This window comes from Flavobacterium sp. ov086 (assembly GCF_900187965.1).
In the GTDB taxonomy this organism is placed as follows: domain Bacteria; phylum Bacteroidota; class Bacteroidia; order Flavobacteriales; family Flavobacteriaceae; genus Flavobacterium.
On record NZ_FZNL01000015.1, the window covers coordinates 31,190 to 56,123 of the forward strand.

Consider the following 24,934-nt stretch of genomic DNA (forward strand, 5'->3'; position numbering starts at 1 on the left):
TATAATTTTGGGTATTATTTCTCTTCTTCTAAACCGTCAACGGCAGAAATTTGATCCAATATATTGGTTTGGTTGGGCGAAATATAGTTTTTTACCTCTGCCGGAGCTTCTTTCTTAAAAAGAATATCTAATGCATTGTAAAGTTTTAATAAAACATCTTTGTCTTCTTTTGCAATATCTAAAGCAGTATTAAAATTAAAAACATAATTATTCGAATTGCGTACTTCTACTTTTATCGTTTTTGATGTGATTTTAAATTTAACTATGTCCATATTTATAACGTATTAACTTTTTTGTTTTTTTTAATATGAAAATTATAAGATGCTTCTAAAAAGTATTAAAGATATTTAATTATTTAGAGTTACAACTCAATTATTTAAAGTTCCTTACTACAATTTTTTAAACAATGAGTAATTAATTTGAATAAAAAAACCCTTAAACATGTTATGTTTAAGGGTTTAGGTTTTGTAGCGAGGACGGGAGTTGAACCCGTGACCTCAGGGTTATGAATCCTGCGCTCTAACCAACTGAGCTACCTCGCCAAGATTGCAAGTGAACCGTGTTCCTCATTGCGGGTGCAAAGATAGAAATAATATTAAAGGTTGCAAGAATAAAATGAAGAAAAAAAAATATTTTTAAAAATGCATTGTTTTCGGACATATATTCTTATATTTCCAAAAAAATTAAAAGTAGCACATGGATCCAAAAATACGTTACGAAATCGAGTTTCCTATAAATTCTTCGCCGCAATTATTATATCAATATATATCAACACCGTCAGGTTTGTCAGAATGGTTTGCAGACAATGTAAATTCCAGAGGCGAATTCTTCACTTTCATTTGGAATGACTCGCAGGAAAAAGCGCGTTTGGCTTCTAAAAAAACCGGAGAAAAAGTAAAATTCAAATGGGTTGACGAAAGCAGTAAGGATACGGAGTACTTTTTTGAATTGCATATCTTAGTTGATGAATTAACTAAAGATGTATCATTAATGGTAGTTGATTTCGCTGAAAAAGAAGAAGTAGGTGAGGCTAAACAATTGTGGGAGAATCAGATCTCAGATCTGAAACATCTTATAGGATCAGTTTAGTAAAAGTCTATTTTATACCTTATATTTGCCCTGAACAAAATTCAGGGTTTTTTTTATGATCAATTTTAACGGAAACATAGTAGAGCAAAACGATAATATATTAACTCAAAATCGTGCTTTTTTGTATGGAGATGGTGTTTTTGAAACGCTAAAAATAGTCAACAACAAAATCTTGTTTCTCGAGGATCATTATTTTCGATTAATGGCTTCGATGCGTGTTGTGAGAATGGAAATCCCAATGAATTTTACAATGGAGTTTCTTGAAGAACAGGTTTTAAGTCTTGTTCAACAAAACGAAATTTCGGCATCAGCCCGAGCCCGAATTACTGTTTTTAGAAACGATGGCGGATTGTATTTGCCAAAAACTAATGAAGTTTCATATTTGATTCATGCAACGACGCTTGAGAACGTTGTTTATGCTTTAAACACGGCTGAGTATGAAGTTGATTTGTATAAAGATTTCTATGTAACCAAGCAGTTGTTATCGTCTATTAAAACGACCAATAAGTTGATTAATGTTACCGGAAGTATTTTTGCTCATGAAAATGGTTTGGCAAATTGTCTTTTGATAAACGATACAAAAAATGTGGTCGAAGCATTACAAGGTAATTTATTTATGGTTGTGGGTAAAAAACTAATTACTCCGCCAATCTCTGAGGGTTGTCTGAATGGTGTAATGCGTAAGCAAATTTTAGCTTTGGCTAAAAAAGTTGAAGGTATAGAAGTACAGGAAGAAATAATTTCGCCATTTGATCTTCAAAAAGCTGACGAATTATTTCTTACAAATGTAATCATGGGAATACAACCGATAACCAAATATCGAAAAAAGGAGTTTACCAGTAATCTGGCTCATTTATTATTACAAAAACTAAATGAATCCATCTCTGAAAATTAATTCAGATATGGATTTTCAGGTGCATTTGACCATATAAGATAGTCTCCGCCAAGCTCAATAATTTGTTCTTTCCAAAAATGAGTGGTTGACTTTCCTATAATTTTGTTTTTGTAACTATTATCAGCAATGATCCAGGAGTTTCCCTGCATTTCATTCTCAAGCTGATTTTCGTCCCAACCGGTGTAACCTAAGAAAAAGCGAATATTATTTTTGCTAATAGATCCGTCGTTAATTAAGTCTTTGGTTGATTCAAAATCACCTCCCCAATAAATTCCATTAGATATCTCGACACTATTCGGGATCAACTCTGGAATATTGTGAATAAAATATAGATTATCCTGCTCAACAGGACCTCCATTATATATCTTAAACGAAGCTTCGATCTCCGGAATTAGATCATTAATAGTATACTTTAGTGGTTTATTAATGATAAATCCTATTGATCCTTCTTTGTTATGGTCTGCTAATAAAATTACCGATCTATTAAAAGATAAATCTCCAATTATCGAAGGTTCGGCAATAAGCAGGTGTCCTTTTTTTAATTTTTCTGAAATCATACGGCTACAATTTTTATTAAATTTAATCATAAAATATTTAAAATCCCAAATAAAATCGTTAAACCGCACAAAAAAACCCTCCATGGGAGGGTTTTGATTATATTATAAGTTTAGAGAACTTTCTTACTTAGTTCACTGCACCTTCTAATTCAGCTCCAGCTTTGAATTTAACTACATTTTTAGCAGCGATTTGGATAGTTTTACCAGTTTGTGGGTTTCTACCGTCTCTAGCAGCTCTAGCAGATACTGACCAAGATCCAAAACCTACTAATGAAACTCTTCCTCCTTTTTTCAAAGTAGCTCCTACGTTACCTAAAAATGACTCTAAAGCTAATTTTGCCGCAGCTTTTGTAATTCCTGCATCAGCAGCGATAGCATCGATTAATTCTGATTTGTTCATAATAATTAGTTATTAATTGTTGGTTAAAAAAAATTGTTAATACACAAATTTAGTAGGAAATCCGTTCCTTGCAAGTGTTTTCTTTAATTTTAGCAAAAATTGTTGATAACTTGCTTTTTTTGTTCATAAAGCAGGCTGTTCATCGGTGAAAATCAGGTAAAAACCCCCGTTTTACTGACTTTAATAGACCTTTGCACTATCAGAAAAAGTTATCCCGTTTAGTAATTCTGCCACTTGCATTCTCTTTTTTCCTGGTAATTGTAAACTCAATAGCTGAATAAAGCCATCCTGAACGGCAACTTTGATTTCTTTTTTGCTGCAAATTAAACTTCCTGACTCATAAGAATGTGCTTCTGAAATGAGTTTTGCTTCATATATTTTGATCGTTTGCTCTTCATTTTTATCTTTCAAAAAACACCAGGAAGCAGGATAAGGACTTAACCCCCGAATCAGATTATTGATTTCGTCTCCCGATTTTGTCCAATCGATTTTACAATTTTCCTTATTTAGTTTGTAAGCTGTTTTAATTTCTTCATTATCTTTCTGAGTTGTAGTAGTTACATTTCCGTTTTCGATAACTTTTAAAGTTTCTATTACAGTCTCACTTCCTAATAACATTAATCGGTCGTGTAATTGTCCTGCGTTTTCTGTTGGTTCAATTGCAATTTCTGAGTTTAAAATCATTGCTCCGGTATCAATCTTGTCATCGATAAAGAAAGTTGTAACGCCGGTTTTGGTTTCTCCATTAATAATAGCCCAGTTTATTGGAGCTGCCCCACGATAATTTGGTAACAAAGAAGCATGAAGATTAAAAGTTCCTAAACTTGGCATTTCCCAAACTACTTTTGGCAGCATTCTAAAAGCAACAACAATTTGCAAATTAGCATTCAGGGCTTTTAATTCAGCAAGAAAGTTTTCATCTTTTAAGCTTGTAGGCTGTAATAAAGTAAGGTTGTTCGCCAGTGCATATTCTTTTACTGCCGAATATTTTATTTTTTGCCCGCGCCCAGCCGGTTTATCTGCGGCAGTAATAACGCCAACAACATCGTAATTGTTTTTGATAATGGTGTCCAAAATGCCAACTGCAAATTCAGGAGTTCCCATAAATATGATTCTCAATTTTTCCATTATGATTTTAAAGTGTATTTATTATTCGGTTGAATAGTGATATGATTGTTTTCTAATAATTCCTGAAGTACCGAAACAATATCGTTTGCATCCAGTTTTATTTGGGTTTGAATTTCTCGTGAAGTTAAAGCAGTCGATTTTAATAAATGCAGAATTTTATCGGCAATTGAATCAGTTTCTGTGATTTTTCCTTTTTGAGTAATGCAGTAAGAGCAAACGCCACAATTAGAATTAGTTTCTTCTCCAAAATAAGAGAGTATCAATCGGTTTTTACAAGTTTTGCCTTCCTTTATATAATGTAGAACCGATAAAAGTTGTTCTTCTTTTAATTGGTTTTGCTTTTCAAGATATTTCGAAACTCGATTGATCGTTAAGTCATCTTCGCGAACTTCATTAAATAATATAGTGGCATCGTTGTTTTTAGATTTGTATTCGATAATTTCTTTTTCTCGAAGCTTTTCTAAAACAGCAGAAACTTGCTCTTCTGTATGATGAGATTTTTTGGCAATCAAGGAAAGATTAAAAGGAGTTTTCATTTCATAAACACCGGGATATGTTCTTAGAATTGCCAGAATGATTTCTTCATCATTTGGATTCAAGCTCATATACCGAATCACTTCTTTGGATTCGATTAAAAATTGCATTGTGATTTTTTCCGAAAATTCCTGAGACATCGTGATAATTCCCTGCTGATTTAAAAATTGCAAGGCATTATATGTTTTTAAGGTAGGAAAGTCGTATTTATGACAGAAATGATTCAATTTGAATGAAAACGAATCATCTAAACCTTCGCCATAAGCAATCTGAAAATAGTTGCAAAGTTTTACATACATCAGTTTCAGAAACTTTTTATCGGGTAAAACACTCAGAAATTGTTGTTCGGTTTGATTTGCATCTGAATTATTAAAAAGCAAAACCGAAAAAGCTTTTTCGCCATTTCGTCCTGCTCTTCCAGATTCCTGATAATAGTTTTCGATATTTTCGGGAAGCTGCGTATGAATTACTGTTTTTACGTTGTCTTTGTCGATTCCCATTCCAAACGCATTTGTCGCAACAATAACCTGTGCTTGTTCAGACATCCACAGTTGCATGTTTTTGTCTTTTTCTTTTGCCGAAAGTCCACCGTGATAATAGGTTGCTTTGAATCCCAGCGATTGTAATTGCGTTGATATATTTAAGCACGATTTTCTATTTCGTACATATATAATAGAAGGTTGTGGGTTTTTCCTTAGGATTTGTTCCGTACGATACAATTTGTCTTCGACTTCAAAAACCATATATGCAATATTTTTTCTTTCAAAAGATTGCTGAAAAAGTATTGGATCCTTCAAACCTAATTCAGTTTTAATATCTTCAATAACTCTGGGGGTTGCTGTAGCGGTCAAAGCTAAAAATGGAATCTTAGGGAAAAACTTTTTAAGTTCAGAAATCTTCAAATATGCCGGACGAAAATCATGTCCCCATTGCGAGACACAATGTGCTTCGTCAATGGCAATTAAATTTATGGGAAGATTTTTAATGCGTTCCAAAATCCAATCCGATTGTAAACGTTCCGGAGAAAGGTATAAAAACTTATAGTTTCCGTATTGACAATTGTCTAATAAATCAATGATTTCTTCTGTGTGGATTCCGCCCGTAAGTGCAATTGCTTTAATTTCTCGCTTTTGTAAATTTGCCACCTGATCTTTCATCAAGGCAATCAAAGGCGAAACCACCAAGCAGATGCCTTTTTGCATCATTGCCGGAACCTGAAAACAAATTGATTTTCCTCCGCCAGTTGGTAAAAGGGCAAAAGTATCCTGACCGTCCAAAACCGAGTTGATAATCTCTTTTTGTAACGGTCTAAAACTGTCGTGTTTCCAGTATTTTAAAAGAATTTCTTGTGCTTCTGGCATCGGTCATGTTTTAAAGTTAAAAAATTTAGAAATCAGTTTCTAGTTTTACAACTTTAAACATATGCCTAAATTTTATCTAAGATATAAAGAATTCTGTTTTCAACCGTATCTTTAGGTACTTCAATTAAGTTGTAACCGTATTTTTTATAGGTATCAACAAGATGTTTCTGAATTGTTTGTGCTTGTTCAAAATTCTCATAGCGCTCTGTGTCACTTTCGTAAATTTCTTCCCAAGGTGGTAAAATAAAAGTTTTAGAATATTTAAAATCCTCACAAGCCTTTATGAAGCTTTCCGGATAATTGTCGCCAATATAATCCATATAAGCTACAACATCTGGGATTCCGCGGTCTATAAAAACTACGTTTTCCGGTTCTTCAAGAGCATTTTCGAACTGTTTTATACGTCCTTCCAATAACATTTCGCTGAACAATAAAGGTTGTTCCAAAAACAATTGATCGATACCACGTTGTTGTGCTTCGAGAGTAACTTGTCTTGAAATTTCAGGGTAACAACAGTAGCCACGAGCTACCAATTCGTTGATAAGAGTAGATTTTCCCGTTCCCGGGCCACCAATGAGAACTATGATTTGTTTTTGCACTTTCTAAAAATAAAGCGCAAATTTACCTAAACTTATTGGTATTTAAAAAGATTATTTTGCCTTGTGCAAATGATTTCGCAATTTTTACAATTATTATGGTGTTTGATTGGGATCCAGTCCTATAAAATAATTCGTTCCTGCGGAACTAAAATGAAAAAAGAATTGTGGGTTTTGTAAATATTTTGGTACCGGATTATGTGCTGGATTGAAGCCCGGCCCTACAAAATAATTCATTCCTCCGGAACTAAAATAAGAAAGAATCATGGGCTCAGTAAATATTATGGTGTCGGATTGAATCCAGGGATATAAAACCAGCCATTCCTCAGGAATTAAAACAAAAAGAGCCATAGGCTCGACCAATATTGTAGGGCTGGACTTTAGTCCAGTTTGCATAAAAAGATATAAGTCCAGCCGGATGTCATATTTATAGAAAATTATGACGTTAAAACCAACGAGTTTAAGATTTGATTTATTTTGGCTTTAGCCGAATATTTAAATTTTACTCACAAAACAAATATTTCCCAGAACCCGTACCTTCCTTCCCCGAAGGAATAATAATATGCGATTCAAATTTCTTTCCTTTCAAAACATCATTCACAAAATCCAGAACATATTGTTGTCCCTGATGAAAAAGATAACCCGAAAATTCATGTCCGCCACCACAAAACGTAATCAGTTCTATGTCTTTATGTAAATCATTCATTTGATTGTAAACGGCATAAGATCCAAAAAGAATCAGCCAGCCAGAAGTATTTGTTGGACACGAATGGTGAGAACCGGCTGCATACGGGACAGTTTTATCGCTGTTTCCGTGCGCTAATAACATTGGAATTGCTTTTTCTTTCGTAATTAAATTAATATCCTGAATAGCACCCGAACCTCCAATAAAACCAGTGTATTTAAAATTTTCAGGCAAATTACTTTTATATAAATTCATTAGTTTATAATCCCAAAACGAAGCATGGAAGCCAATCTCTGCGCCAGCACTAATTCCTGAAATAAATATTTTTGAGGAATCGAGATTGTATTTATTAGCATTTTCGATCAGGAAAGAAGTTGCCTGCCACATGTCACTCACACCAATTTGGATTGCTTTTATCTTTTCGGTCAAAGTTCCTTTACAGCCAAAATCTTTTCCTTTCATATATAAACTGTATGAAATACTTGCAACTGCATAACCGTTTTTTGCCATAAACATTCCAAAGTCTTTTTCGCTGGTGCGTTCTCCACCGGAAAAACCTCCGCCAAAAGCAAAAATGATTAACGGAATTTTCTCGTTAGTTTTCTTCTGAGGTAAATACAAATCTAAATCCAGCTTAATTGTATCATTCTGGAAATAAGTCATTGTTTTGACTTCCTGAGCCTGAATGTTGTTAAAAATGAAAGCTGTAAAAAGTAAGATGATGTAATTTTTCATTAGAATATGTTTTTAGTCTTAATTACTACAGGTAGTTAGCGGGAGCGAAGATCCAAAGTTTTTCAAATATAAAAGTTTGCCACGAATTTCACGAATTTTCGCTAATGTTTAACTTTATAAATAGTAGTAGATGAAATAATTTGTGAAATTAGATTTTAAGGGATATTAATTAGTGCAAATTCGTGAAATTCGTGGCGAAAAAAAAGCTGTTTTTCCAACGAAAAAAATCTAAATTGTAAAATCCAAAATCTGAAATCAAAACCGTATATTTGCGTTTATTTTTAATTACGAATGGAAAACGATAAAGAAAAAGAAACCGCCGAATTTTACGAAAGATTAAAGGTAGAGTTAGATAACTCAAATACTTGGCCTGCAGAATACTTGTATAAATTTATTATGCCTTCAGTAGACGATAATGTTGAAAGAGTTGAAAAAGCTTTTGACAATCTGGGCGCGGTTATTAAAACAACAAAATCTAAAACCGGTAAATTTACCAGTGTTTCTGTAGATGTTACCATGCATAGTGCTGACGAAGTGATTAGCAAATACAAAGAAGTTTCTACCATAGAAGGTATAGTTTCATTATAACTTATGAACGAAAAATATAAAAAAGAAGTCGCAAATGATGTTGTTTTTAATTTAGAATATAATTCTGAAAGACAACGTTTACTTATTCCGGAATATGGTCGTCATTTGCAAAAATTGATCGATCAGGCTACTCATATTGAAGATGCTGAAACACGCAATAAAGCTGCGAAATACATCATTCAGGTTATGGGAAGTCTGAATCCGCATTTGCGTGATGTGCCGGATTTTCAACACAAATTATGGGATCAGCTTTTCATAATGTCTGATTTTAAATTAGATGTAGAATCGCCATATCCAATTCCTTCAAGAGATGTTTTGCAGTTAAAACCAGATGTTTTGCAATATCCTCAGAACTTTCCAAAATACAGATTTTATGGTAATAACATCAAATACATGATCGATGTTGCCAATAAATGGGAAGATGGCGAAATGAAAAATGCATTGGTATTGGTGATTGCCAACCACATGAAAAAGTCTTATCTAAGCTGGAACAAAGACACCGTTAAAGACGATGTGATTTTTGAACACTTATATGAATTGTCAGGAGGTAAAATCAATTTGTTGCAAAGCACAGAGGAGCTTTTAAACACAACAGATTTATTGCGTACTAACAAACGTATGTCAAATAAAATTACGCCGCCGGGACAGCCAAAAATCCAAAGCAATAAAAATAATAAAGGGCCGGGGAAACCAAAGCCTTTTCAGAAAAACAATAATCAGAAGTAAAAAAAAGTTGCTAAGTGTCTAAGTCACTATGTTACTAAGCTTTTTTTTTAACTTAGAATCTTAGAACCTCAGTAACTCAGAATCTTTTAAAAAACAATCAGAAATACAAAAAAGTTGCTAAGCATATAAGTGACCAAGTTGCTAAGCTTTTATTTATAAAAGAAAAAAAACTTAGAACCTTAGAGCCTCAGTAACTCAGAACCTTAAAAAGAATATATGGGAATTTTTAAAATCGAAGGAGGAATACCTTTAAAAGGAGAAATCACTCCGCAAGGAGCAAAAAATGAGGCACTACAAATTTTATGTGCTGTGCTTTTAACGGGTGATAAAGTAAGAATTAATAATATTCCCGATATTATTGACATCAACAAATTAATCACTTTGTTGGGTAATTTAGGCGTGAAAATTCAACGCAATGAGCCGGGTTCGATTACGTTTCAGGCGGATGAAGTTAATGTTGGATATTTAGAAACCGAAGCTTTCAAAAAAGAAGGTGGAGCGCTTCGTGGTTCTATTATGATTGTTGGACCGCTTTTGGCACGTTTCGGAAAAGGATATATTCCAAAACCGGGAGGAGATAAAATTGGTCGTCGTAGACTAGATACACACTTTGAAGGCTTTATTAACCTTGGAGCAAAATTCAGATACAATAGAGAAGATCACTTTTACGGAGTAGAATCTCCAGAAGGCGGACTTACAGGAACGGATATGTTGCTTGATGAAGCATCAGTTACCGGAACAGCAAACATTGTAATGGCAGCAGTTTTGGCAAAAGGAACAACGACAGTTTACAATGCAGCTTGCGAGCCTTACTTGCAACAATTGTGTAAAATGTTGAACTCTATGGGAGCAAAAATCACGGGAGTTGGTTCTAACTTATTGACTATCGAAGGTGTTGAAAGCCTTGGAGGTTGCGAGCATAGAATCTTGCCTGATATGATCGAAATTGGTTCTTGGATTGGTCTTGCGGCTATGACAAAAAGCGAAATCACGATCAAAAATGTAAGCTGGGAAAACTTAGGTTTGATTCCAAATACATTTAGGAAATTAGGTATTACAATCGAAAAACGTGGCGATGATATTTATATTCCTGCTCACAAAGACGGATATGAAGTAAAAACAGATATCGATGGTTCTATTTTAACCATTGCAGATGCACCTTGGCCAGGATTTACACCTGACTTATTGAGTATCGTTTTGGTTGTGGCAACACAAGCGAAAGGCGATGTTTTAATCCACCAAAAAATGTTCGAAAGCCGTTTGTTTTTCGTAGATAAATTAATCGATATGGGGGCAAAAATTATGTTATGTGATCCGCACAGAGCGGTGGTTATGGGGCATAATTTCGAATCTCAATTAAAAGCAACAACAATGTCATCTCCGGATATTCGTGCGGGAATCTCATTATTGATTGCAGCACTTTCAGCAAAAGGAACTAGTACAATTCAAAATATTGAACAAATTGACCGTGGATACGAGCGTATCGACGAGCGTTTAAGAGCAATTGGTGCAAAAATCGTTAGAGCGTAAAAAAATAATAGTTGCCTGCAAATTAAAGCAATTTAAATAAAAAAACAGTTGTAATATTCTTACATTAAATACGTTTAATTAAAACCTATAAGCGAATAATTTGCGAAATTAGTGGCAACAAAAAAATAATGTTCGTGCTAAAAAAGCTCAAATGACAGATGAACAAAAAGCTATAAAAGCTACTATCTTTAGTATAGTTGGAAACACCTGCATGGCCCTTATAAAAGGTCTTGCAGGTTTTTTTGGCAATTCTTACGCCTTAATTGCAGACGCAATAGAATCAACTGCCGACATATTTTCGTCTTGTTTGGTTTTGTTTGGTATTAAGTATTCTAACAAGCCTCCTGATGAAAATCATCCTTATGGGCATGGTCGCGCCGAACCTTTAATTACTTTTTTGGTAGTTGGGTTCTTAATTACTTCGGCAACTATTATCGGATACGAAAGTATTGCAAACATTCAGACTTCACACGATTTGCCTAAATCCTGGACTTTATATGTTTTGGGAGCTATCATTATCTGGAAAGAATACTCGTTTCGATTGGTAATGAAACGAAGTAAAGAGACAAATAGCTCTTCTCTCGCAGCAGATGCCTGGCACCATCGTAGTGATGCGATTACATCTGTAGCAGCGTTTATAGGGATTTCGATTGCGCTAATTATGGGAAAAGGTTATGAGTCTGCAGATGACTGGGCGGCACTTTTTGCTGCTTTTTTTATCTTATACAATAGCTATAAAATTTTCAGACCGGCTCTTGGCGAAATCATGGATGAAAATCTAAATGATGATTTGGTCGAAGAAATTAGAGTTGTTGCCTTAACGGTCGAAGATATTTTAGGAACCGAGAAATGTTTTATCCGTAAAGCCGGAATGAAATACCATGTTGATCTTCATGCTATAGTTTCAGCCGGAATCTCAGTAAAAGAAGGACATGAATTGTCGCATAAACTTCAAGATACTTTAAAAGAAGAAATACCTCAATTAGGAAATGTTCTGATTCATATAGAACCAGATGATTATCATTGAGGAAGGTCCTGAGGTCCTGAGGTGCTAAGGTTTTCTGTACTTTGTGAAACTTTGTCAAAGTTTAAAACTTTGACAAAGTTAAAAGCTTCAAAAATCCGTTTATTCTAAAAGAGTAAGCGTTTTTTTATGGGCGTTTTCGCCGCGGCGAACGGGCTATCCGCGATATCCCAATGTCATTAAGTTAAGCTTTTAGAAAATAAAATTATTGCAAATCAAATCGGTTTTTATCCGCGTTTTTACGAAGTAAATTGGTTTTATCCGCGTCAAAATTAGACGCTGATTTTACTGATTCGCTAAAGCGAAAACGCTGATAAAAACGGATTTTTCTAATTACTTTCTTGATTAAACCGTTAAATAATTTTATAGTTTTTCCCTTAACTTAATGACATTGGCTTCTATCCCTAACGCAATCCAGCGTAATTAGAAGTTTTTGGTTTTTTTTGTCACTTCGAGCGTCGAGAACCCACAAAGAATTTTACCTTAGAACCTTAGCAACTCAGAACCTTAGCAGCTTAATCCAATACATTCAAAATCTTCAAGCCAAAAACAACACCATTTTGCTGAATTCTGCCTTGATAAGAATGAACATAATCTACTCGGAACATTTTAAACTTCCCGAAACCTAAATTGTCTAAACCAACTGTGAATTCAGAATATGGTTTTCTGTCCGGAATCGCTAAGGAATGGAATCCAAGATTCATAGTAGATTTCAAGAGATTCAATAACGGAATTTTATTCATAATAAATCCAGTGTCATTATGCTCTAAATGCATCTCAAAATAACTATCGTTTGTACTGTTGGCGTAGTATGGCATCAGATTAAAAACATTCAAATAACGATCCGTTGTGCCTATATGAGTTTGGTTTCCGTTAAAATGTCTGTAGTCGATAAACGAAATATTTTCGGCATTAAAGAATTTTCCGCCTCTAAAATTCATTCCCAGGATTCCTTTGTTTCCTAATGATAAATCGTATTGTACAGAAGCGCCAATTCGCTCAAACTCGTATTTCTTTTCGCTCGCGGCAAACGCTTTTTCAAAAGCTAAGAATACAGTTGGATATTTGTCATTTTTAAAATTAAATCTTCCGTCAGGACGGGAAATATATTTATTTCCAAAATTAATTCGAGCCGTTAAAGCAGTTTTAAACAAATGATGGGGATCAAAAGCAGGAGTTACAAAATCATTTGGTGCCAACGGATTATTAGAAGAATAAATATCATCTCTTTTAAAAAACGAATAATCAGTTGTATTAAAAAGAGGTTTTCGTTGTTCGTAAGCAACTTTTGCATTCAGATTTATTCCGTTTGCAACATTCTGAGAATAGTTGATTTGAGCAAATTCTAAATTATATAACTTCATATAATTGTCTTTAAAAAACAAAGAACTTATAGAATTAATAAATTTACTTATTGGTTCTGCACTATTAAATTGTGCCACTTTTGTTCCTCCCGAAGCCGAGATTGTAGCATAATTTATATTGTTGAATTTATGACTAAATTCGCCCGTAACACGAAAACGCTCATCAGAAAAACCGTAATTAAAGGTTGTACTTATAGAAGTACTTTTTCCTTTTTCTTCATTCCATTTTTTAAATGAAAAACCAGAGTCCAGATTAAAACCTTGTACTGTATTAAAACTTAAAGACGAAAGATTTAGCAATCCTTTGTACTCAAAAGAGTGTTTTTTAAAAGTGTTTTTGTAATCATAACCCATTATGACATCGAATACTTTGAACTTATTATTTTTAGCATCGATTGAATCGGTATATTTCTGAGATTTTTTAATGGTTTGTAAACTGTCTTTTTTAGTATAATCATTACTTTCTTCAATTGTCAAAGGAATTGGTCGGATTTCATTCCAAAAGGCATCATCTTTCTTGTTCGCATCAGTTTCAAAAGCTACAATTTCATTGCCGAAAGTTTTCTTCTCAAAAGAAGATGGGAACTCATAATTTGAATACACATAATTGAACTTTCCGGAGAACTTTACTCCAAAAGCACCTGCATTAAAAGCAAGAGTTTGAGCGTTTTTTGACCAGATTTTGTTTTTTACATTATAACTAAAGCTCTGTTTTAGATTCATTACCTCGGTAAATTCGTTTTTCATTCGATAGCCCTTTATGTCTAAATCTACGGCATAAATGGCAAAACTATCATCGACGATATAAATGTAGCCTTCAAAAACAGGTTCTTTATCACGTTTTGGTATTACTTTTATTTTGTAAATCTGCTGATTGTTGTCGTCAAAAAAAGTTCCTTCGAGTTTGTATTTATAGTAATTAAAACTATTATCAGCAATAGGTGAGACGATGTTAATGTTGAATTCTAAGGTATTGTCATAGAAATCATAAGTCGATAAAGTTGCCGTATTATAGCTGAAGCCTTTATTATTTCCCGAAATTCTGGAAGCAATAATTTTCTCTTTCAGTTTGCCCGGTTTTTCAAAAGAAATCTTCGAGATCGTTTCTGATAAATACAAAATACCAGTTCCTGTAGAGTCTAAATTTGACGACATTTCGTCGCCAATATCTACTTTTAAACCCATAATCTTTTTGGGAAGATCTTTTATTTTGAACATTCCTTTCGAATAAAAATCGGCGGTATAACGTGCCGTTTTTTCGGAATTGTTCTTTTTATTTGCGATTGCACTTTTTATAATTGCATTCGCAGGATTGTTTTTAGGATCAATAACGACTTCATTCAATGCAAAACTTTCTTCCTGCATTGTGATGTTTAAGGTAACCGTTTTGGAATTTGCAGTAACGGTTGATTTTTGAGTTTTAAACCCTAAATATTGAAAGACTATTTTGTTTTTGCCAACCTCTTTTACGTTGAGTTGGTAGATTCCCTGCTCGTTTGAAGTTGTTCCTGTGTATGTGTTCTCTTCAAAAACAGATACAAATGGAAGAGGATTTCCTTTATCGTCGGTTATGGTACCTTTGATTTGTGCAAAGTTTGAAATCGAAAAAAATAAAAAGGCAAATAAAGTATAGTTTCTCATGAAAGTTTTTTCTCTCACAAAAATAGAATAAGTAAAAAATGAGCCTATTAATAATTTGTTAAATTGTATGTCAGATAGAGTGAAGTTGAAGTCCTCTCGTTTCTGTAGCCTTCTCCCGAAATTTCGGGACGCTCAGGATGACATTCGTTTGCAAAAAAAAAAAACTTATTTATAAGAATGCCTGAATTGCTAAATCGTAGCTTTTTAGTCCAAAGCCCAGAATAACACCTTTTGCATTTCCGGACAAATACGATTGATGTCTGAAGCTTTCGCGTGCATAAGTATTCGAAATATGAACTTCGATAACCGGAGTTGTAACTGCTTTTATAGCGTCGCCCAAGCCAATAGAAGTATGAGTATAAGCGCCAGCGTTTAGAATAATACCATCAAATGTAAAACCGCAATCCTGAATTTTTCCAATCAATTCGCCCTCAATATTACTTTGGTAATAAGAAAGTTCTACGTTTGGAAATTTTTGCTTCAACGTTTCAAAGTAATCTTCAAAAGTTTGGTTTCCGTAAACTTCGGGTTCTCTTTTTCCTAAAAGATTCAAATTGGGTCCGTTGATAATAGCGATTTTCATAAGTAATTTAATTTTATTAAGATGATTTGAATTCATTTTTTATCTTATAGAAAACATTTCACAAGAATGTAAAAATAAAAAAACCGTTCTAATTAATAGAACGGTTTTTAGAAAAGTATGTGATATATTTTTTTAGAATAAGAATCCAGCAGATACTTGGAAAGTTGAATTTTTTACATCTGCATTTTTAGATGCTTCTGTTAATCCTAAACCATAACGACCTTGTATAAAAATGTTCTTTGTAATTTTAAGTCCTAAACCTGCATTAAGACCAAATTCGAAAGTTTCAGCATCTTTTACGTCAAAATCATTTTTTTCGCTTAATAAAAAGGAAGCTTGTGGTCCAAGTTCTAAACTTACTGATTTTGTTAAATAAAATTTAGCCATAACAGGAATAGATAGGTATCCTAATTCATTTTTAAATTCATCAACTGCATTTTTATAAGTTGCTCCTTGTGTAGAATATAAAAGCTCTGGTTGAATAGAGAATTTTTCTAATAATTTAATTTCTGCAAGAACACCTACGTGATAGCTAGTAATACCTTCTTTGTCAAATGCTACTCCTTGAAGACCTGCATCTCCAGTTTGACTTGCAAAGTTAACCCCTGCTTTAACTCCAAATTGAACTAATTGTGCTTGTATTGTTGCTGATGTTGCTAGGAACAAAACAGCTGCTAAAATTATCTTTTTCATAAAAGTGTTTTTAAAGTTTGGTATTTTTTTAATGTTATCTATTAATCAAAACTACAGAATTAGGAATTTATTGTTTTATAATTTGGTTTAAATAATTACTAAATTTCCCATGTTTTTTGTTTTTTTTGAGTTAAGAAGCTCTTTTTAAGAAAGTTGTTGCTGTTTTATCTTACTATAAGATTTTTGTGTTTAGTAAGAATAACATTTCAAATAAGTTTTTCAAGTAATTTGTTTTGGTAAGTTTATTTTTATATTTACTGGTTTTAATTAGGTGCATGACAAGCAGAATATAGCGTTCAGTTATTGATGTTAAGTGCAGATTTGGTTTATTAATTAGTTTTTCTTTTTTCTTTTTATAAGGGTTTTGCTTCAATTACCACTTTATTTCTTAAAATAAAAATTATTTTTTATTAAGGATATCTTTATATTTGATAATTATAACCCTTAAATAAATTGTAATGAAAAGAATTATTTTAGCTGCAATCGCAGTAATGGTATTTAGCTTTGCTAATGCGCAAAAAACTAGATTTGGAGTAAAAGGAGGTCTTAATCTTACTTCTTTTTCCGGAGGAAATTATTATGATACTAAATCTTTGGTAGGTTTTCAGGTTGGAGGTTTCGCTGAGATTAAAGTTATAGAAAGATTAGCTATTCAACCAGAGGTTTTGTTTTCTACTCAAGGGGCTAAATTTGATGGTGGTTCTTTCGGTGATTACGATAATAAGTTAAATTACATAAACGTTCCAGTTTTAGCTAAGTTTTTTATCACTAAGCAATTTACTGTAGAGGCTGGTCCACAATTAGGATTTTTAGTTTCTGCTAAGCAGGATGGTCATGATGCAAAAGATATTTATAAATCTGTAGATACAGGATTCAATTTTGGAGCTGGATATAATTTTACAGATAATGTTTCTGTGAATCTTCGTTATACTGTAGGTTTATCGAATATTGCAGACTATAATACGGACACTGTTCAGCAGTATTATGATAGTCCAAAAAACAGCGTGTTAGCTTTGACATTAGGATATAAGTTCTAATTTTTGTTTAGAAATATTTAGAAAACCTTCCCTTAATCAGGAAGGTTTTTTTGTGAAATTATATTTTTAAAGAGCAAATAAATTGTAAGATTTTGGCTTTGTTTACGATTTTAATATTTAAGATACAAAGAAAATAAAAGTAAGTATTGGATTACATTTGTTGGTTAATTTTAAATGGGAAAAATGAAAAAGGTTATTTTATCTGCAATTGCAATTATTGCATTTGGTTTTGTTAATGCACAAGAAGTTAAGTTTGGAATTAAGACTGGTATGAATTTATCAAACTGGACAGGTGATACTAAAGCAAGAAGTTTGAAATATATTTTTGGAATAAATGCCGGTGGTTTTGCCGAAATTAAGGTTTCGGATCGATTTGGCATTCAACCAGAAATTTTATATTCTACCCAAGGAACAAAAAATAAAAATTTTGGGGCTTATGTAGATGGCAGATTTCGCAAAGGAGATATTAAGATGGATCTATCTTATATAAATATTCCTGTAATGTTTAAATATTCTACAGATGGTAAGTCTTTTATGGAAGCTGGTCCGCAAATTGGTTTTTTAACATCGGCAAAAGCTAGAACTAAAATAGATGGATTTAGTGAAACCGTTGAGGAGGACGTAAAAAAAATATTTAAATCTCTTGATTTCGGGATTAACATTGGTGCAGGTTATAATTTTAATAAGCATTTGCTAACTAGTTTAAGATATAATATTGGTTTAGCAAATATTGCTAAGACAGAACCTGGAGAGGATATGAAAATTCATAATAGTGTTTTCTCATTATCTATGGGATATAAATTTTAATTAATTACCAAATAAATATTTCTAAAACCTTCCCTTAATCAGGAAGGTTTTTTTATGCCTGAAAATTGTTTTACTTTGTAGATATGAACTGGAACCGATATATAAAAGATTATCAATCGTATTTGCGAATCGAAAGAGGTTTGTCTAAAAATACAATCGAAAACTATGGTTTTGATATCGAGCGATTGTGTCTTTTTTTAGAAACAAATCAAATCGAAGTTTCGCCTTTAAAAATTACTGATGAAACCGTTCAGCAATTTATATATTCGGTTTCTAAAGAAGTAAATCCACGTTCGCAAGCGCGAATGATATCTGGTTTGAAAAGTTTTTTTAATTATTTGGTTTTTGAAGATTACAGAACTGATAATCCATTGGAATTAATCGAAACTCCTAAAACAGGGCGAAAACTGCCGGATACTTTATCCGTTAAAGAAATCGATGCGCTTATCGCAGTAATAGATTTAAGTAAAAACGAAGGAGAACGAAATCGTGCAATGCTCGAAACTTTATACGGTTGCGGACTTCGGGTTTCAGAATTGATTTCGCTCAAAATATCAGATCTTTTTTTTGATGAGGGATTTATAAAAATTACGGGAAAAGGAAATAAAGAACGTTTTGTTCCTATTGGCAAATTAACTCAGAAATACATTCAGATCTATCAGAAAGAAGTCAGAGTGAATCTGAATATTAAAAAAGGCTGTGAAGATACTTTGTTTTTAAACCGAAGAGGAAATCAGCTGACACGGGCAATGGTTTTTACGATTATAAAGGATTTGGCTGTAAAAATTGGTTTGCATAAAAATATTAGTCCACATACTTTGCGGCATTCTTTTGCGACACATTTACTCGAAAATGGCGCCGATTTAAGATCAATTCAATTAATGTTAGGACATGAATCGATTACAACAACCGAAATTTATGTGCATTTAGATAGAAGTTTTTTAAAGGAAGTTATGCATTCTTTTCATCCAAGACGATAATTTTTTGGAAGACTTCTCATTTTTAAATCAAAAATTAATATATTGTAATATATTTTCTACTAAAGGCAGATAAGATCGACGAACGGCATTCTTTTTGTTTTAAATGTTATTTTAATCATTCAATTGAATAAATAAGTAATATATGGTTTTTGATTTATATGAAAATGAGGATTGCTTAAAGGTAAATAATTTTTATAAAAAATTGTTTGCTGAAATGCCCGATTTATTATTTCAATTCGTTATCGATACCGATAATAATTATTCTTTTCCCCTTGTTAGTAAATCGGCCGATGAAATTTTTGAGTTTACAGCCAGTGATTTCAATAATGATATTAAGTTTATTATTTACGAGAGGGTTTTTCTTCAGGATCGTGAAATATTTTTTCAGTCCTTAGTAAAAGCGCGTAAAGAAGTACAACCCTGGGATATTGAATTTAGAGCTGTTTTGCCTAAAAAGGGCTTACGCTGGTTCAAAATTTCTGCTAAAACAGAACAATCTCCAGATGGCAGAGTTAGTTTTTACGGACATGTTTCTGATATTACAGATTTAAAAGATAAAGAAGAGAAACTGCGTATCTCAGAAGAGCGCTTTCAGTTTGCACTCGATGCTTCTACAGCTGGAATTTGGGATTGGGATATGGTTACTAATAATGTTTTCTATTCTTCTTTGTCGTTAAAAATACTGGAATTAGATTCGGCAGATATTTTTGATGATCCGGAGCGTTGGGATAAAATTGTGCATCCTGATGATCTTCCAAAATACTATTCAGACATACAGGAACATTTTGATAATAAGATTCCATATTATGAAAATTACCATCGTGTAATGACTTCAAGTGGTAATTATAAATGGATTTTAGATCGCGGAAAGGTTATTGAAAGAGATGAAAATGGGAAGCCATTGCGTGTCATCGGAACTCATACAGATGTTTCTTTGCAAAAAGAAAAAGAATTAGAACTTATGAAAACGATGAAATTGTATAGCGATCAAAATAGCCGATTGGTTAATTTTTCGCATATTGTTTCACATAATTTAAATACACAAGCAGGAAATATAAAGTCAATCCTGGATTTTATAGACGCTGATAGTAATAAGGAAACCGTAAACGAAATGTTAGAACATTTAAGAACGGTTTCAAATGATTTGAATGAAACGATTTCTAATTTAACGCAAATTGTAAAAACGCAGAGTAATATTAATATTGCGGTCGTTCCTTTGAAACTTAGTGAATATATTGAGAAAACAATTTCAACAATCAAAGGTTACGATAAACAAGTCAAAGTGACTATTGTAAATAATGTTCCTCAATATTTGACGATTAATTTTAATCCGGCTTATTTAGAAAGTGTTTTGTTGAACTTCGCAACAAATGCTATAAAGTACGCACATCCTGATCGTGACCCAATTATTGTTTTTGATTTTTCGATAGAACCAGAAGGCTATAAATCATTAAAAATTACAGATAATGGTTTAGGGATAGATTTGGCTGTGTATGGTGATTTATTATTTGGAATGTATAAAACATTTCACAAACATCAGGAGGCTCGCGGAATTGGCTTGTATATTACCAGAAATCAAATTGAAGCGATGAAAGGAACAATTTCTGTAGAAAGTGAAGTAGGAGTGGGAACGAGTTTTAAAATTGTATTTAATGATATGTAAAATTTAAATTTATACTAAAACAAAAAAGACTATCAATTGATAGTCTTTTTTGTTTTATAAGGATTGAGAAGATTACTTCGCAATATTAACTGCTCTGGTTTCTCTAATTACAGTAACTTTTACCTGACCTGGATAAGTCATTTCGGTTTGAATTTTTTGTGAAATTTCGAAAGATAAATTTGCTGCATTATCATCAGAAACTTTTTCACTTTCTACAATTACACGAAGTTCTCTACCGGCTTGAATTGCGTAAGCATTTTTTACACCGCTAAATCCGTAAGCAACTTCTTCAAGATCTTTCAAACGCTGAATGTATGAATCCAGAACCTGACGTCTTGCACCTGGTCTTGCACCTGAAATAGCATCACAAACCTGAACGATTGGAGAAAGTAATGATTTCATTTCGATCTCGTCGTGGTGAGCTCCAATTGCGTTACAAACTTCTTCTTTTTCGCCATATTTCTCTGCCCATTGCATACCTAATAAAGCGTGTGGTAGATCACTTTCAGTATCCGGCACTTTACCAATATCATGTAGTAAACCTGCTCTTTTAGCCAGTTTCACATTTAAGCCTAATTCGGCAGCCATGATACCACAAAGTTTAGAAACTTCTCTTGAGTGTTGTAATAGGTTTTGTCCGTAAGAAGAACGGTATTTCATTCTACCAACCACTTTAATTAATTCCGGGTGTAAACCATGAATTCCTAAATCAATAACAGTACGTTTACCAACTTCGACAATTTCGTCGTCAATTTGTTTAGCTGTTTTAGCAACAACTTCTTCAATTCTCGCAGGGTGAATACGTCCGTCAGTTACTAATTTATGCAATGATAAACGAGCAATTTCTCTACGAACCGGATCAAAACAAGAAAGAATAATAGCTTCCGGTGTATCATCAACAATGATTTCTACCCCTGTTGCAGCTTCAAGTGCTCTAATGTTACGACCTTCACGACCAATAATTCTACCTTTTACATCATCAGATTCAATGTTGAAAACAGAAACGCAATTTTCAACCGCTTCCTCAGTTCCAACTCTTTGAATAGTATTGATGATAATCTTCTTAGCTTCTTGCTGTGCAGTAAGTTTTGCCTCTTCAATCGTATCTTGAATATGAGACATTGCTTTGCTTTTAGCTTCAGCTTTCAAACCTTCAACCAATTGCTCTTTTGCTTCCTCAGCAGAAAGCCCTGAAATTACTTCAAGTTGTTGTAATTGACTTTTGTGTAATTTGTCAACTTCAGCTTGTTTTTTATCTAAAACTTCAATTTTGTTATTGTATTCGTTTGTTTTAGCTTCAAAATCGTCGTTTACTTTTTTGGCTTTCGAAAGTTCGTTAGAAATTTGAGATTCCTTATCGCGAACTCTTTTTTCTACTTCTGCTACTTTTTTATCTCTGGCTAAAATTACTTGTTCGTGCTCAGATTTTAATTCAATGAATTTTTCTTTTGCCTGAAGAATTTTATCTTTTTTAATGTTTTCGGCTTCTAAATTAGCATCTTTTAAAATTGAAGATGCTTCTTTCTTTGCGTTTTTAATTAAATTAGAAATATTGCTTTTTTCGATGATTTTAGCGATTGCAAAACCTGCTGCAATCCCCACAATCCCTGAAATAATGATCGTTATTATGTCCATGTTTGTTAAAATTTATATATAAAAAAGCCTACATTAATTGCTTGAATAAACTCGTAAAGACAAGTTTTGAGCTAACTCACTGTTCAAGTTTCCAAGCCGAAGCATGGCATACTATAGTAGCGACGATTTGCTCATTCTAAATTGTTAGTGTTGAGTTTACCAATTGTGAACTAATGTAGGCAGTATCTTAGTTTCTGTAAAGAACGTTTAATTTTCGAGATATTGATCTAATAGCGAATTTAATCTTTTAATTCTTTCGATAGTTTCTTCGCCATCGATTGCATTATCAATTTGTTTTTGTTCTACCTGTGATGCAAATTGCAAGGCACACATAGCCAGAACATCTTGTTTATCACGTACCGCGTAACTTTCTTCGAATTGCTTGATCATAGCATCAATTTTTTTAGAAGCACTTCTAAGTCCTTCTTCCTGAGCTGGTTCAACCGTTAAAGGGTAAACTCTGTCTGCGATTGATATTTTAATTCTAAGCTTTCCGTCCATGTCTTTCTAATCTGATAGTTGTGCTATACAGTAATCAATTTCGCGAATTAATGAATTTATTTTAAGCTTTGTCTCTCTCTTGTTATTGTCGCTGCCGAGCAACGAATTGGCTATTTTAAGTGTCTCGTATTGCTTCTTCAAAGCCTCCATTTCTTCAGATTGTTTCTGGATAATTTGCGCAGCTTTGGCTAGTTCTAATCGTAAAACCTGATTGTTTTGTTCTAAAGCTTTTGATTTCTCAAAAAGCTTTTCGACTTTATATTCAAGAGTATCAATTATTTCTGCAATTACACTCATTATAAATCCTATTCATTACTTAATCATACAAAGTTAGTATTCCTTTTTATTAATGCAATTTTTTATCGATTTTTTTACATTAAAAATAAGCAATCAAATGAAATTCAATTAATTGTATTTTTGTAGCTTTTTACTCGGTTTTAGTAGCTAATTTCTTTATCTTAGCAAAAATGTTGTTTATGAGATTTTCACTACTTGCCCTGTTTTTTTCTAATTTTATTTTTGCCCAGACGCAATATCCAAAAAATGATTTTCGACCGCCACTTGATATTCCAATGCAGCTTTCGGGCAATTTTGGAGAGTTGAGACCCAATCACTTTCACGCTGGTTTCGATTTAAAAACCAATCAACGAGAAGGATTAACTGTACATGCAATTGCTGACGGATATGTTTCGCGAATAAAAATCTCGACCTTCGGAAACGGTAAATGTATTTACATTACACATTCAAATGGTTATACTTCAGTTTATGGACATTTGCAAACGGCTGTAAGCGAAATTCAGGATTATGTAAAGAAAACACATTATAAAGAGAAAGCTTATGAAATCGAAATGTTTCCAAAACCTAATGAATTACCTGTTACAAAAGGACAAATAATTGGACTTTCCGGAAATACAGGTTCGTCAGAAGGGCCGCATCTTCATTTTGAAATTCGCGATACAAAAACAGAATTTGTTATTAATCCAATATTTTTCGGATTTGATAAAAATATAAAAGACACAAAAAAGCCAACAGTTTCCAGTGTGTATGTTTATCCGTTAGACAATTCTACAGTCAATCAGTCTAAGCAGCCTTTGCTTTTGAATGTTGCATTGCAAAAAGACGGAACCTATTTGGCAAGCAAAGTAAAAGCGAATGGAAAAATTGGTTTTGGAATTGTTGCTGTTGATCTTGATGATGTTTCGTTTAATAAAAACGGAGTTTTTAATGTTTCAACTTTTTTAAATGGAAATCAGAACTATAATTATCAGTTCAATACGTATTCATTTGACGAAATGCGATATGTAAATGCTTTGGTTGATTATGGTAGATATAAAAAATCAGGTCAACGTGTTCAAAAACTATTTATGAAAACGCCTTATGCTTTAAGTATTGTTAAAACCGATTCGAAATATGGAGTTATTGAGACTGAGCCAAATTTAGCTTCAACATATAGAATTGAAGTTTCTGATTATTTTGGCAATTTAAGATCGATTACGGTTCCGGTTGAATATGATACAGCAACACCAATTGTAAAAGAAGAACCTGTAACCTCAAAATATTTTATAAAAGTCAATAAAGATTCTAATTTTGAAAAGGACAATATGTCGGTATTTTTTCCTGCCGGAACTTTTTATGATGATTTTAATTTGAATTTTGATGTAAAAAACAACCGTATTTATATTCACGATGATACGGTTCCGGTACATTCAAATTTTACAATTACAATAAATGATAGTTCTTATCCGGAAGCGTTAAAAGACAAACTTTTTATAGGAAGATTTAGCGGAAACAGTGCCGGTTATAATGGTACAATTAGAAAAGGAGATGTATTTACAGCTAAATCAAAAACGTTGGGACAATTTGGGTTGGTTTTAGATACTATTGCGCCAACGATTAAGATTGTAAATCCAATTGAGAATAAATGGATTACTGGTGTTAAGAAAATTGATTTCATTATAAATGATTCCTCATCAGGAATTAAATCATACAACGGATATTTAAACGGAAATTGGATTTTGTTTGAGTATGAAAATAAAACGAAGAAAATCACACATACTTTTGATGATACAATGCTTGTCGAAGGAGCAAACGATTTAAAAATAGAAGTAATTGATAATGTGGGTAATTCTGCTATCTTTGAAACTCATTTTTTTAGAAGTCAACAAAAATAAAATCAAAACGT

General features: G+C 32.9%; 25 protein-coding genes and 1 tRNA gene. 11 read left to right on the top strand and 15 right to left on the bottom strand.

Going from position 1 to position 24,934, the window contains the following annotated elements; genetic code table 11:
* Nucleotides 1-14 precede the first annotated feature (14 nt).
* Together CHB81_RS16130 and CHB81_RS16135 are read right to left on the bottom strand one after the other, a co-directional pair.
* On the bottom strand, nt 15-272 hold the full coding sequence (locus CHB81_RS16130) for a hypothetical protein (RefSeq protein WP_089352891.1): 258 nt from the start codon (nt 270-272) through the stop codon (nt 15-17).
* 196 nt (nt 273-468) lie between these two features.
* Nucleotides 469-542 (bottom strand) — tRNA-Met (locus CHB81_RS16135).
* Between the two features lie 154 nt (nt 543-696).
* Here CHB81_RS16135 and CHB81_RS16140 point away from each other — a divergent pair.
* Together CHB81_RS16140 and CHB81_RS16145 are read left to right on the top strand one after the other, a co-directional pair.
* Nucleotides 697-1,089, top strand: a complete 393-nt coding sequence (locus tag CHB81_RS16140) for an START-like domain-containing protein (protein WP_026984135.1) — start codon at nt 697-699, stop codon at nt 1,087-1,089.
* A gap of 55 nt (nt 1,090-1,144) precedes the next feature.
* Nucleotides 1,145-1,984 (top strand): aminotransferase class IV, encoded by an 840-nt coding sequence (locus CHB81_RS16145; protein WP_089352892.1) that lies wholly within the window; start codon nt 1,145-1,147, stop codon nt 1,982-1,984.
* Here the strand turns inward: CHB81_RS16145 and CHB81_RS16150 are convergent.
* The 7 genes from CHB81_RS16150 to CHB81_RS16180 form a co-directional block, all read right to left on the bottom strand.
* Nucleotides 1,981-2,541 (bottom strand): YqgE/AlgH family protein, encoded by a 561-nt coding sequence (locus CHB81_RS16150; RefSeq protein WP_089353007.1) that lies wholly within the window; start codon nt 2,539-2,541, stop codon nt 1,981-1,983. The genes CHB81_RS16145 and CHB81_RS16150 overlap by 4 nt on opposite strands.
* Nucleotides 2,542-2,668: 127 nt before the next feature.
* Nucleotides 2,669-2,941 (bottom strand): HU family DNA-binding protein, encoded by a 273-nt coding sequence (locus tag CHB81_RS16155; RefSeq protein WP_017498096.1) that lies wholly within the window; start codon nt 2,939-2,941, stop codon nt 2,669-2,671.
* Between the two features lie 180 nt (nt 2,942-3,121).
* Nucleotides 3,122-4,069 carry a methionyl-tRNA formyltransferase gene (fmt, locus tag CHB81_RS16160; protein ID WP_089352893.1) on the bottom strand — a complete coding sequence of 316 codons (948 nt, stop codon included), beginning with the start codon at nt 4,067-4,069 and terminating at the stop codon, nt 3,122-3,124.
* Nucleotides 4,069-5,964, bottom strand: a complete 1,896-nt coding sequence (locus tag CHB81_RS16165) for an ATP-dependent DNA helicase RecQ (RefSeq protein ID WP_089352894.1) — start codon at nt 5,962-5,964, stop codon at nt 4,069-4,071. The genes fmt and CHB81_RS16165 overlap by 1 nt, the downstream gene beginning before the upstream one ends.
* 65 nt (nt 5,965-6,029) lie before the next feature.
* Entirely contained in the window at nt 6,030-6,563 is a 534-nt protein-coding gene (locus tag CHB81_RS16170) for an AAA family ATPase (RefSeq protein WP_089352895.1), read from the bottom strand.
* 93 nt (nt 6,564-6,656) lie between these two features.
* Nucleotides 6,657-6,956, bottom strand: a complete 300-nt coding sequence (locus tag CHB81_RS16175) for a hypothetical protein (protein WP_089352896.1) — start codon at nt 6,954-6,956, stop codon at nt 6,657-6,659.
* 106 nt (nt 6,957-7,062) lie between these two features.
* Complete coding sequence (locus CHB81_RS16180) at nt 7,063-7,980, bottom strand: S9 family peptidase (RefSeq protein WP_089352897.1); 918 nt, start codon at nt 7,978-7,980, stop codon at nt 7,063-7,065.
* Between the two features lie 291 nt (nt 7,981-8,271).
* Between CHB81_RS16180 and CHB81_RS16185 the strand changes: the two genes are divergently transcribed.
* The 4 genes from CHB81_RS16185 (at nt 8,272) to CHB81_RS16200 (ending at nt 11,851) form a co-directional block, all read left to right on the top strand.
* A complete protein-coding gene (locus tag CHB81_RS16185; RefSeq protein WP_089352898.1) occupies nt 8,272-8,568 on the top strand; it encodes a DUF493 family protein in 297 nt (98 codons plus the stop codon).
* Between the two features lie 3 nt (nt 8,569-8,571).
* Complete coding sequence (locus tag CHB81_RS16190) at nt 8,572-9,294, top strand: DUF4290 domain-containing protein (protein ID WP_089352899.1); 723 nt, start codon at nt 8,572-8,574, stop codon at nt 9,292-9,294.
* Between the two features lie 216 nt (nt 9,295-9,510).
* On the top strand, nt 9,511-10,824 hold the full coding sequence (gene murA, locus CHB81_RS16195; RefSeq protein WP_089352900.1) for a UDP-N-acetylglucosamine 1-carboxyvinyltransferase: 1,314 nt from the start codon (nt 9,511-9,513) through the stop codon (nt 10,822-10,824).
* A 151-nt stretch (nt 10,825-10,975) separates the two neighbouring features.
* Nucleotides 10,976-11,851, top strand: a complete 876-nt coding sequence (locus CHB81_RS16200) for a cation diffusion facilitator family transporter (RefSeq protein ID WP_089352901.1) — start codon at nt 10,976-10,978, stop codon at nt 11,849-11,851.
* Nucleotides 11,852-12,363: 512 nt separating this feature from the next.
* On the opposite strand, the gene CHB81_RS16205 is transcribed toward CHB81_RS16200, so the two are convergent.
* The 3 genes from CHB81_RS16205 to CHB81_RS16215 all read right to left on the bottom strand — a co-directional run bounded on the left by CHB81_RS16205 (nt 12,364) and on the right by CHB81_RS16215 (nt 16,129).
* A complete protein-coding gene (locus tag CHB81_RS16205; RefSeq protein WP_089352902.1) occupies nt 12,364-14,853 on the bottom strand; it encodes a DUF5686 and carboxypeptidase regulatory-like domain-containing protein in 2,490 nt (829 codons plus the stop codon).
* A 169-nt stretch (nt 14,854-15,022) separates the two neighbouring features.
* Entirely contained in the window at nt 15,023-15,436 is a 414-nt protein-coding gene (gene aroQ / locus CHB81_RS16210) for a type II 3-dehydroquinate dehydratase (protein WP_089353008.1), read from the bottom strand.
* A gap of 132 nt (nt 15,437-15,568) precedes the next feature.
* Nucleotides 15,569-16,129: a porin family protein gene (locus tag CHB81_RS16215; RefSeq protein ID WP_089352903.1), complete on the bottom strand. Its 561-nt coding sequence runs from the start codon at nt 16,127-16,129 to the stop codon at nt 15,569-15,571.
* A gap of 458 nt (nt 16,130-16,587) precedes the next feature.
* On the opposite strand from CHB81_RS16215, the gene CHB81_RS16220 reads away from it, so the two are divergent.
* The 4 genes from CHB81_RS16220 to CHB81_RS16235 all read left to right on the top strand — a co-directional run bounded on the left by CHB81_RS16220 (nt 16,588) and on the right by CHB81_RS16235 (nt 20,616).
* Complete coding sequence (locus tag CHB81_RS16220; RefSeq protein WP_089352904.1) at nt 16,588-17,166, top strand: porin family protein; 579 nt, start codon at nt 16,588-16,590, stop codon at nt 17,164-17,166.
* A 183-nt stretch (nt 17,167-17,349) separates the two neighbouring features.
* Entirely contained in the window at nt 17,350-17,973 is a 624-nt protein-coding gene (locus CHB81_RS16225) for a porin family protein (RefSeq protein WP_176427538.1), read from the top strand.
* Nucleotides 17,974-18,056: 83 nt separating this feature from the next.
* Nucleotides 18,057-18,953, top strand: a complete 897-nt coding sequence (gene xerD / locus CHB81_RS16230; RefSeq protein WP_089352906.1) for a site-specific tyrosine recombinase XerD — start codon at nt 18,057-18,059, stop codon at nt 18,951-18,953.
* Nucleotides 18,954-19,095: 142 nt separating this feature from the next.
* Nucleotides 19,096-20,616, top strand: a complete 1,521-nt coding sequence (locus tag CHB81_RS16235; protein WP_089352907.1) for a PAS domain-containing protein — start codon at nt 19,096-19,098, stop codon at nt 20,614-20,616.
* 72 nt (nt 20,617-20,688) lie between these two features.
* Here CHB81_RS16235 and rny read toward each other — a convergent pair whose 3' ends face one another.
* The 3 genes from rny to CHB81_RS16250 form a co-directional block, all read right to left on the bottom strand.
* The gene (gene rny, locus CHB81_RS16240) at nt 20,689-22,251 is read right to left on the bottom strand and encodes a ribonuclease Y (RefSeq protein WP_089352908.1); all 1,563 of its coding nucleotides are present in this window, start codon (nt 22,249-22,251) and stop codon (nt 20,689-20,691) included.
* A 207-nt stretch (nt 22,252-22,458) separates the two neighbouring features.
* Nucleotides 22,459-22,752: a cell division protein ZapA gene (locus CHB81_RS16245; protein ID WP_012022231.1), complete on the bottom strand. Its 294-nt coding sequence runs from the start codon at nt 22,750-22,752 to the stop codon at nt 22,459-22,461.
* A 6-nt stretch (nt 22,753-22,758) separates the two neighbouring features.
* Nucleotides 22,759-23,049 carry a hypothetical protein gene (locus CHB81_RS16250; RefSeq protein WP_089352909.1) on the bottom strand — a complete coding sequence of 97 codons (291 nt, stop codon included), beginning with the start codon at nt 23,047-23,049 and terminating at the stop codon, nt 22,759-22,761.
* Nucleotides 23,050-23,228: 179 nt separating this feature from the next.
* Between CHB81_RS16250 and CHB81_RS16255 the strand changes: the two genes are divergently transcribed.
* Entirely contained in the window at nt 23,229-24,923 is a 1,695-nt protein-coding gene (locus tag CHB81_RS16255; RefSeq protein WP_089352910.1) for a M23 family metallopeptidase, read from the top strand.
* Nucleotides 24,924-24,934 lie beyond the last annotated feature (11 nt).

Bases quoted from the DNA above. Each gene is read 5' to 3' on its own strand.
- CHB81_RS16220 (WP_089352904.1), top strand. From the start codon at position 16,588: ATGAAAAGAATTATTTTAGCTGCAATCGCAGTAATGGTATTTAGCTTT.
- CHB81_RS16235 (WP_089352907.1), top strand. From the start codon at position 19,096: ATGGTTTTTGATTTATATGAAAATGAGGATTGCTTAAAGGTAAATAAT.
- CHB81_RS16245 (WP_012022231.1), bottom strand. From the start codon at position 22,752: ATGGACGGAAAGCTTAGAATTAAAATATCAATCGCAGACAGAGTTTAC.
- murA (WP_089352900.1), top strand. From the start codon at position 9,511: ATGGGAATTTTTAAAATCGAAGGAGGAATACCTTTAAAAGGAGAAATC.
- CHB81_RS16180 (WP_089352897.1), bottom strand. From the start codon at position 7,980: ATGAAAAATTACATCATCTTACTTTTTACAGCTTTCATTTTTAACAAC.
- CHB81_RS16185 (WP_089352898.1), top strand. From the start codon at position 8,272: ATGGAAAACGATAAAGAAAAAGAAACCGCCGAATTTTACGAAAGATTA.
- CHB81_RS16255 (WP_089352910.1), top strand. From the start codon at position 23,229: ATGAGATTTTCACTACTTGCCCTGTTTTTTTCTAATTTTATTTTTGCC.
- CHB81_RS16250 (WP_089352909.1), bottom strand. From the start codon at position 23,049: ATGAGTGTAATTGCAGAAATAATTGATACTCTTGAATATAAAGTCGAA.
- CHB81_RS16215 (WP_089352903.1), bottom strand. From the start codon at position 16,129: ATGAAAAAGATAATTTTAGCAGCTGTTTTGTTCCTAGCAACATCAGCA.
- aroQ (WP_089353008.1), bottom strand. From the start codon at position 15,436: ATGAAAATCGCTATTATCAACGGACCCAATTTGAATCTTTTAGGAAAA.
- CHB81_RS16225 (WP_176427538.1), top strand. From the start codon at position 17,350: ATGAAAAAGGTTATTTTATCTGCAATTGCAATTATTGCATTTGGTTTT.
- CHB81_RS16165 (WP_089352894.1), bottom strand. From the start codon at position 5,964: ATGCCAGAAGCACAAGAAATTCTTTTAAAATACTGGAAACACGACAGT.
- rny (WP_089352908.1), bottom strand. From the start codon at position 22,251: ATGGACATAATAACGATCATTATTTCAGGGATTGTGGGGATTGCAGCA.
- CHB81_RS16200 (WP_089352901.1), top strand. From the start codon at position 10,976: ATGACAGATGAACAAAAAGCTATAAAAGCTACTATCTTTAGTATAGTT.
- xerD (WP_089352906.1), top strand. From the start codon at position 18,057: ATGAACTGGAACCGATATATAAAAGATTATCAATCGTATTTGCGAATC.
- fmt (WP_089352893.1), bottom strand. From the start codon at position 4,069: ATGGAAAAATTGAGAATCATATTTATGGGAACTCCTGAATTTGCAGTT.
- CHB81_RS16205 (WP_089352902.1), bottom strand. From the start codon at position 14,853: ATGAGAAACTATACTTTATTTGCCTTTTTATTTTTTTCGATTTCAAAC.
- CHB81_RS16155 (WP_017498096.1), bottom strand. From the start codon at position 2,941: ATGAACAAATCAGAATTAATCGATGCTATCGCTGCTGATGCAGGAATT.
- CHB81_RS16150 (WP_089353007.1), bottom strand. From the start codon at position 2,541: ATGATTTCAGAAAAATTAAAAAAAGGACACCTGCTTATTGCCGAACCT.
- CHB81_RS16130 (WP_089352891.1), bottom strand. From the start codon at position 272: ATGGACATAGTTAAATTTAAAATCACATCAAAAACGATAAAAGTAGAA.
- CHB81_RS16190 (WP_089352899.1), top strand. From the start codon at position 8,572: ATGAACGAAAAATATAAAAAAGAAGTCGCAAATGATGTTGTTTTTAAT.
- CHB81_RS16175 (WP_089352896.1), bottom strand. From the start codon at position 6,956: ATGCAAACTGGACTAAAGTCCAGCCCTACAATATTGGTCGAGCCTATG.
- CHB81_RS16145 (WP_089352892.1), top strand. From the start codon at position 1,145: ATGATCAATTTTAACGGAAACATAGTAGAGCAAAACGATAATATATTA.
- CHB81_RS16140 (WP_026984135.1), top strand. From the start codon at position 697: ATGGATCCAAAAATACGTTACGAAATCGAGTTTCCTATAAATTCTTCG.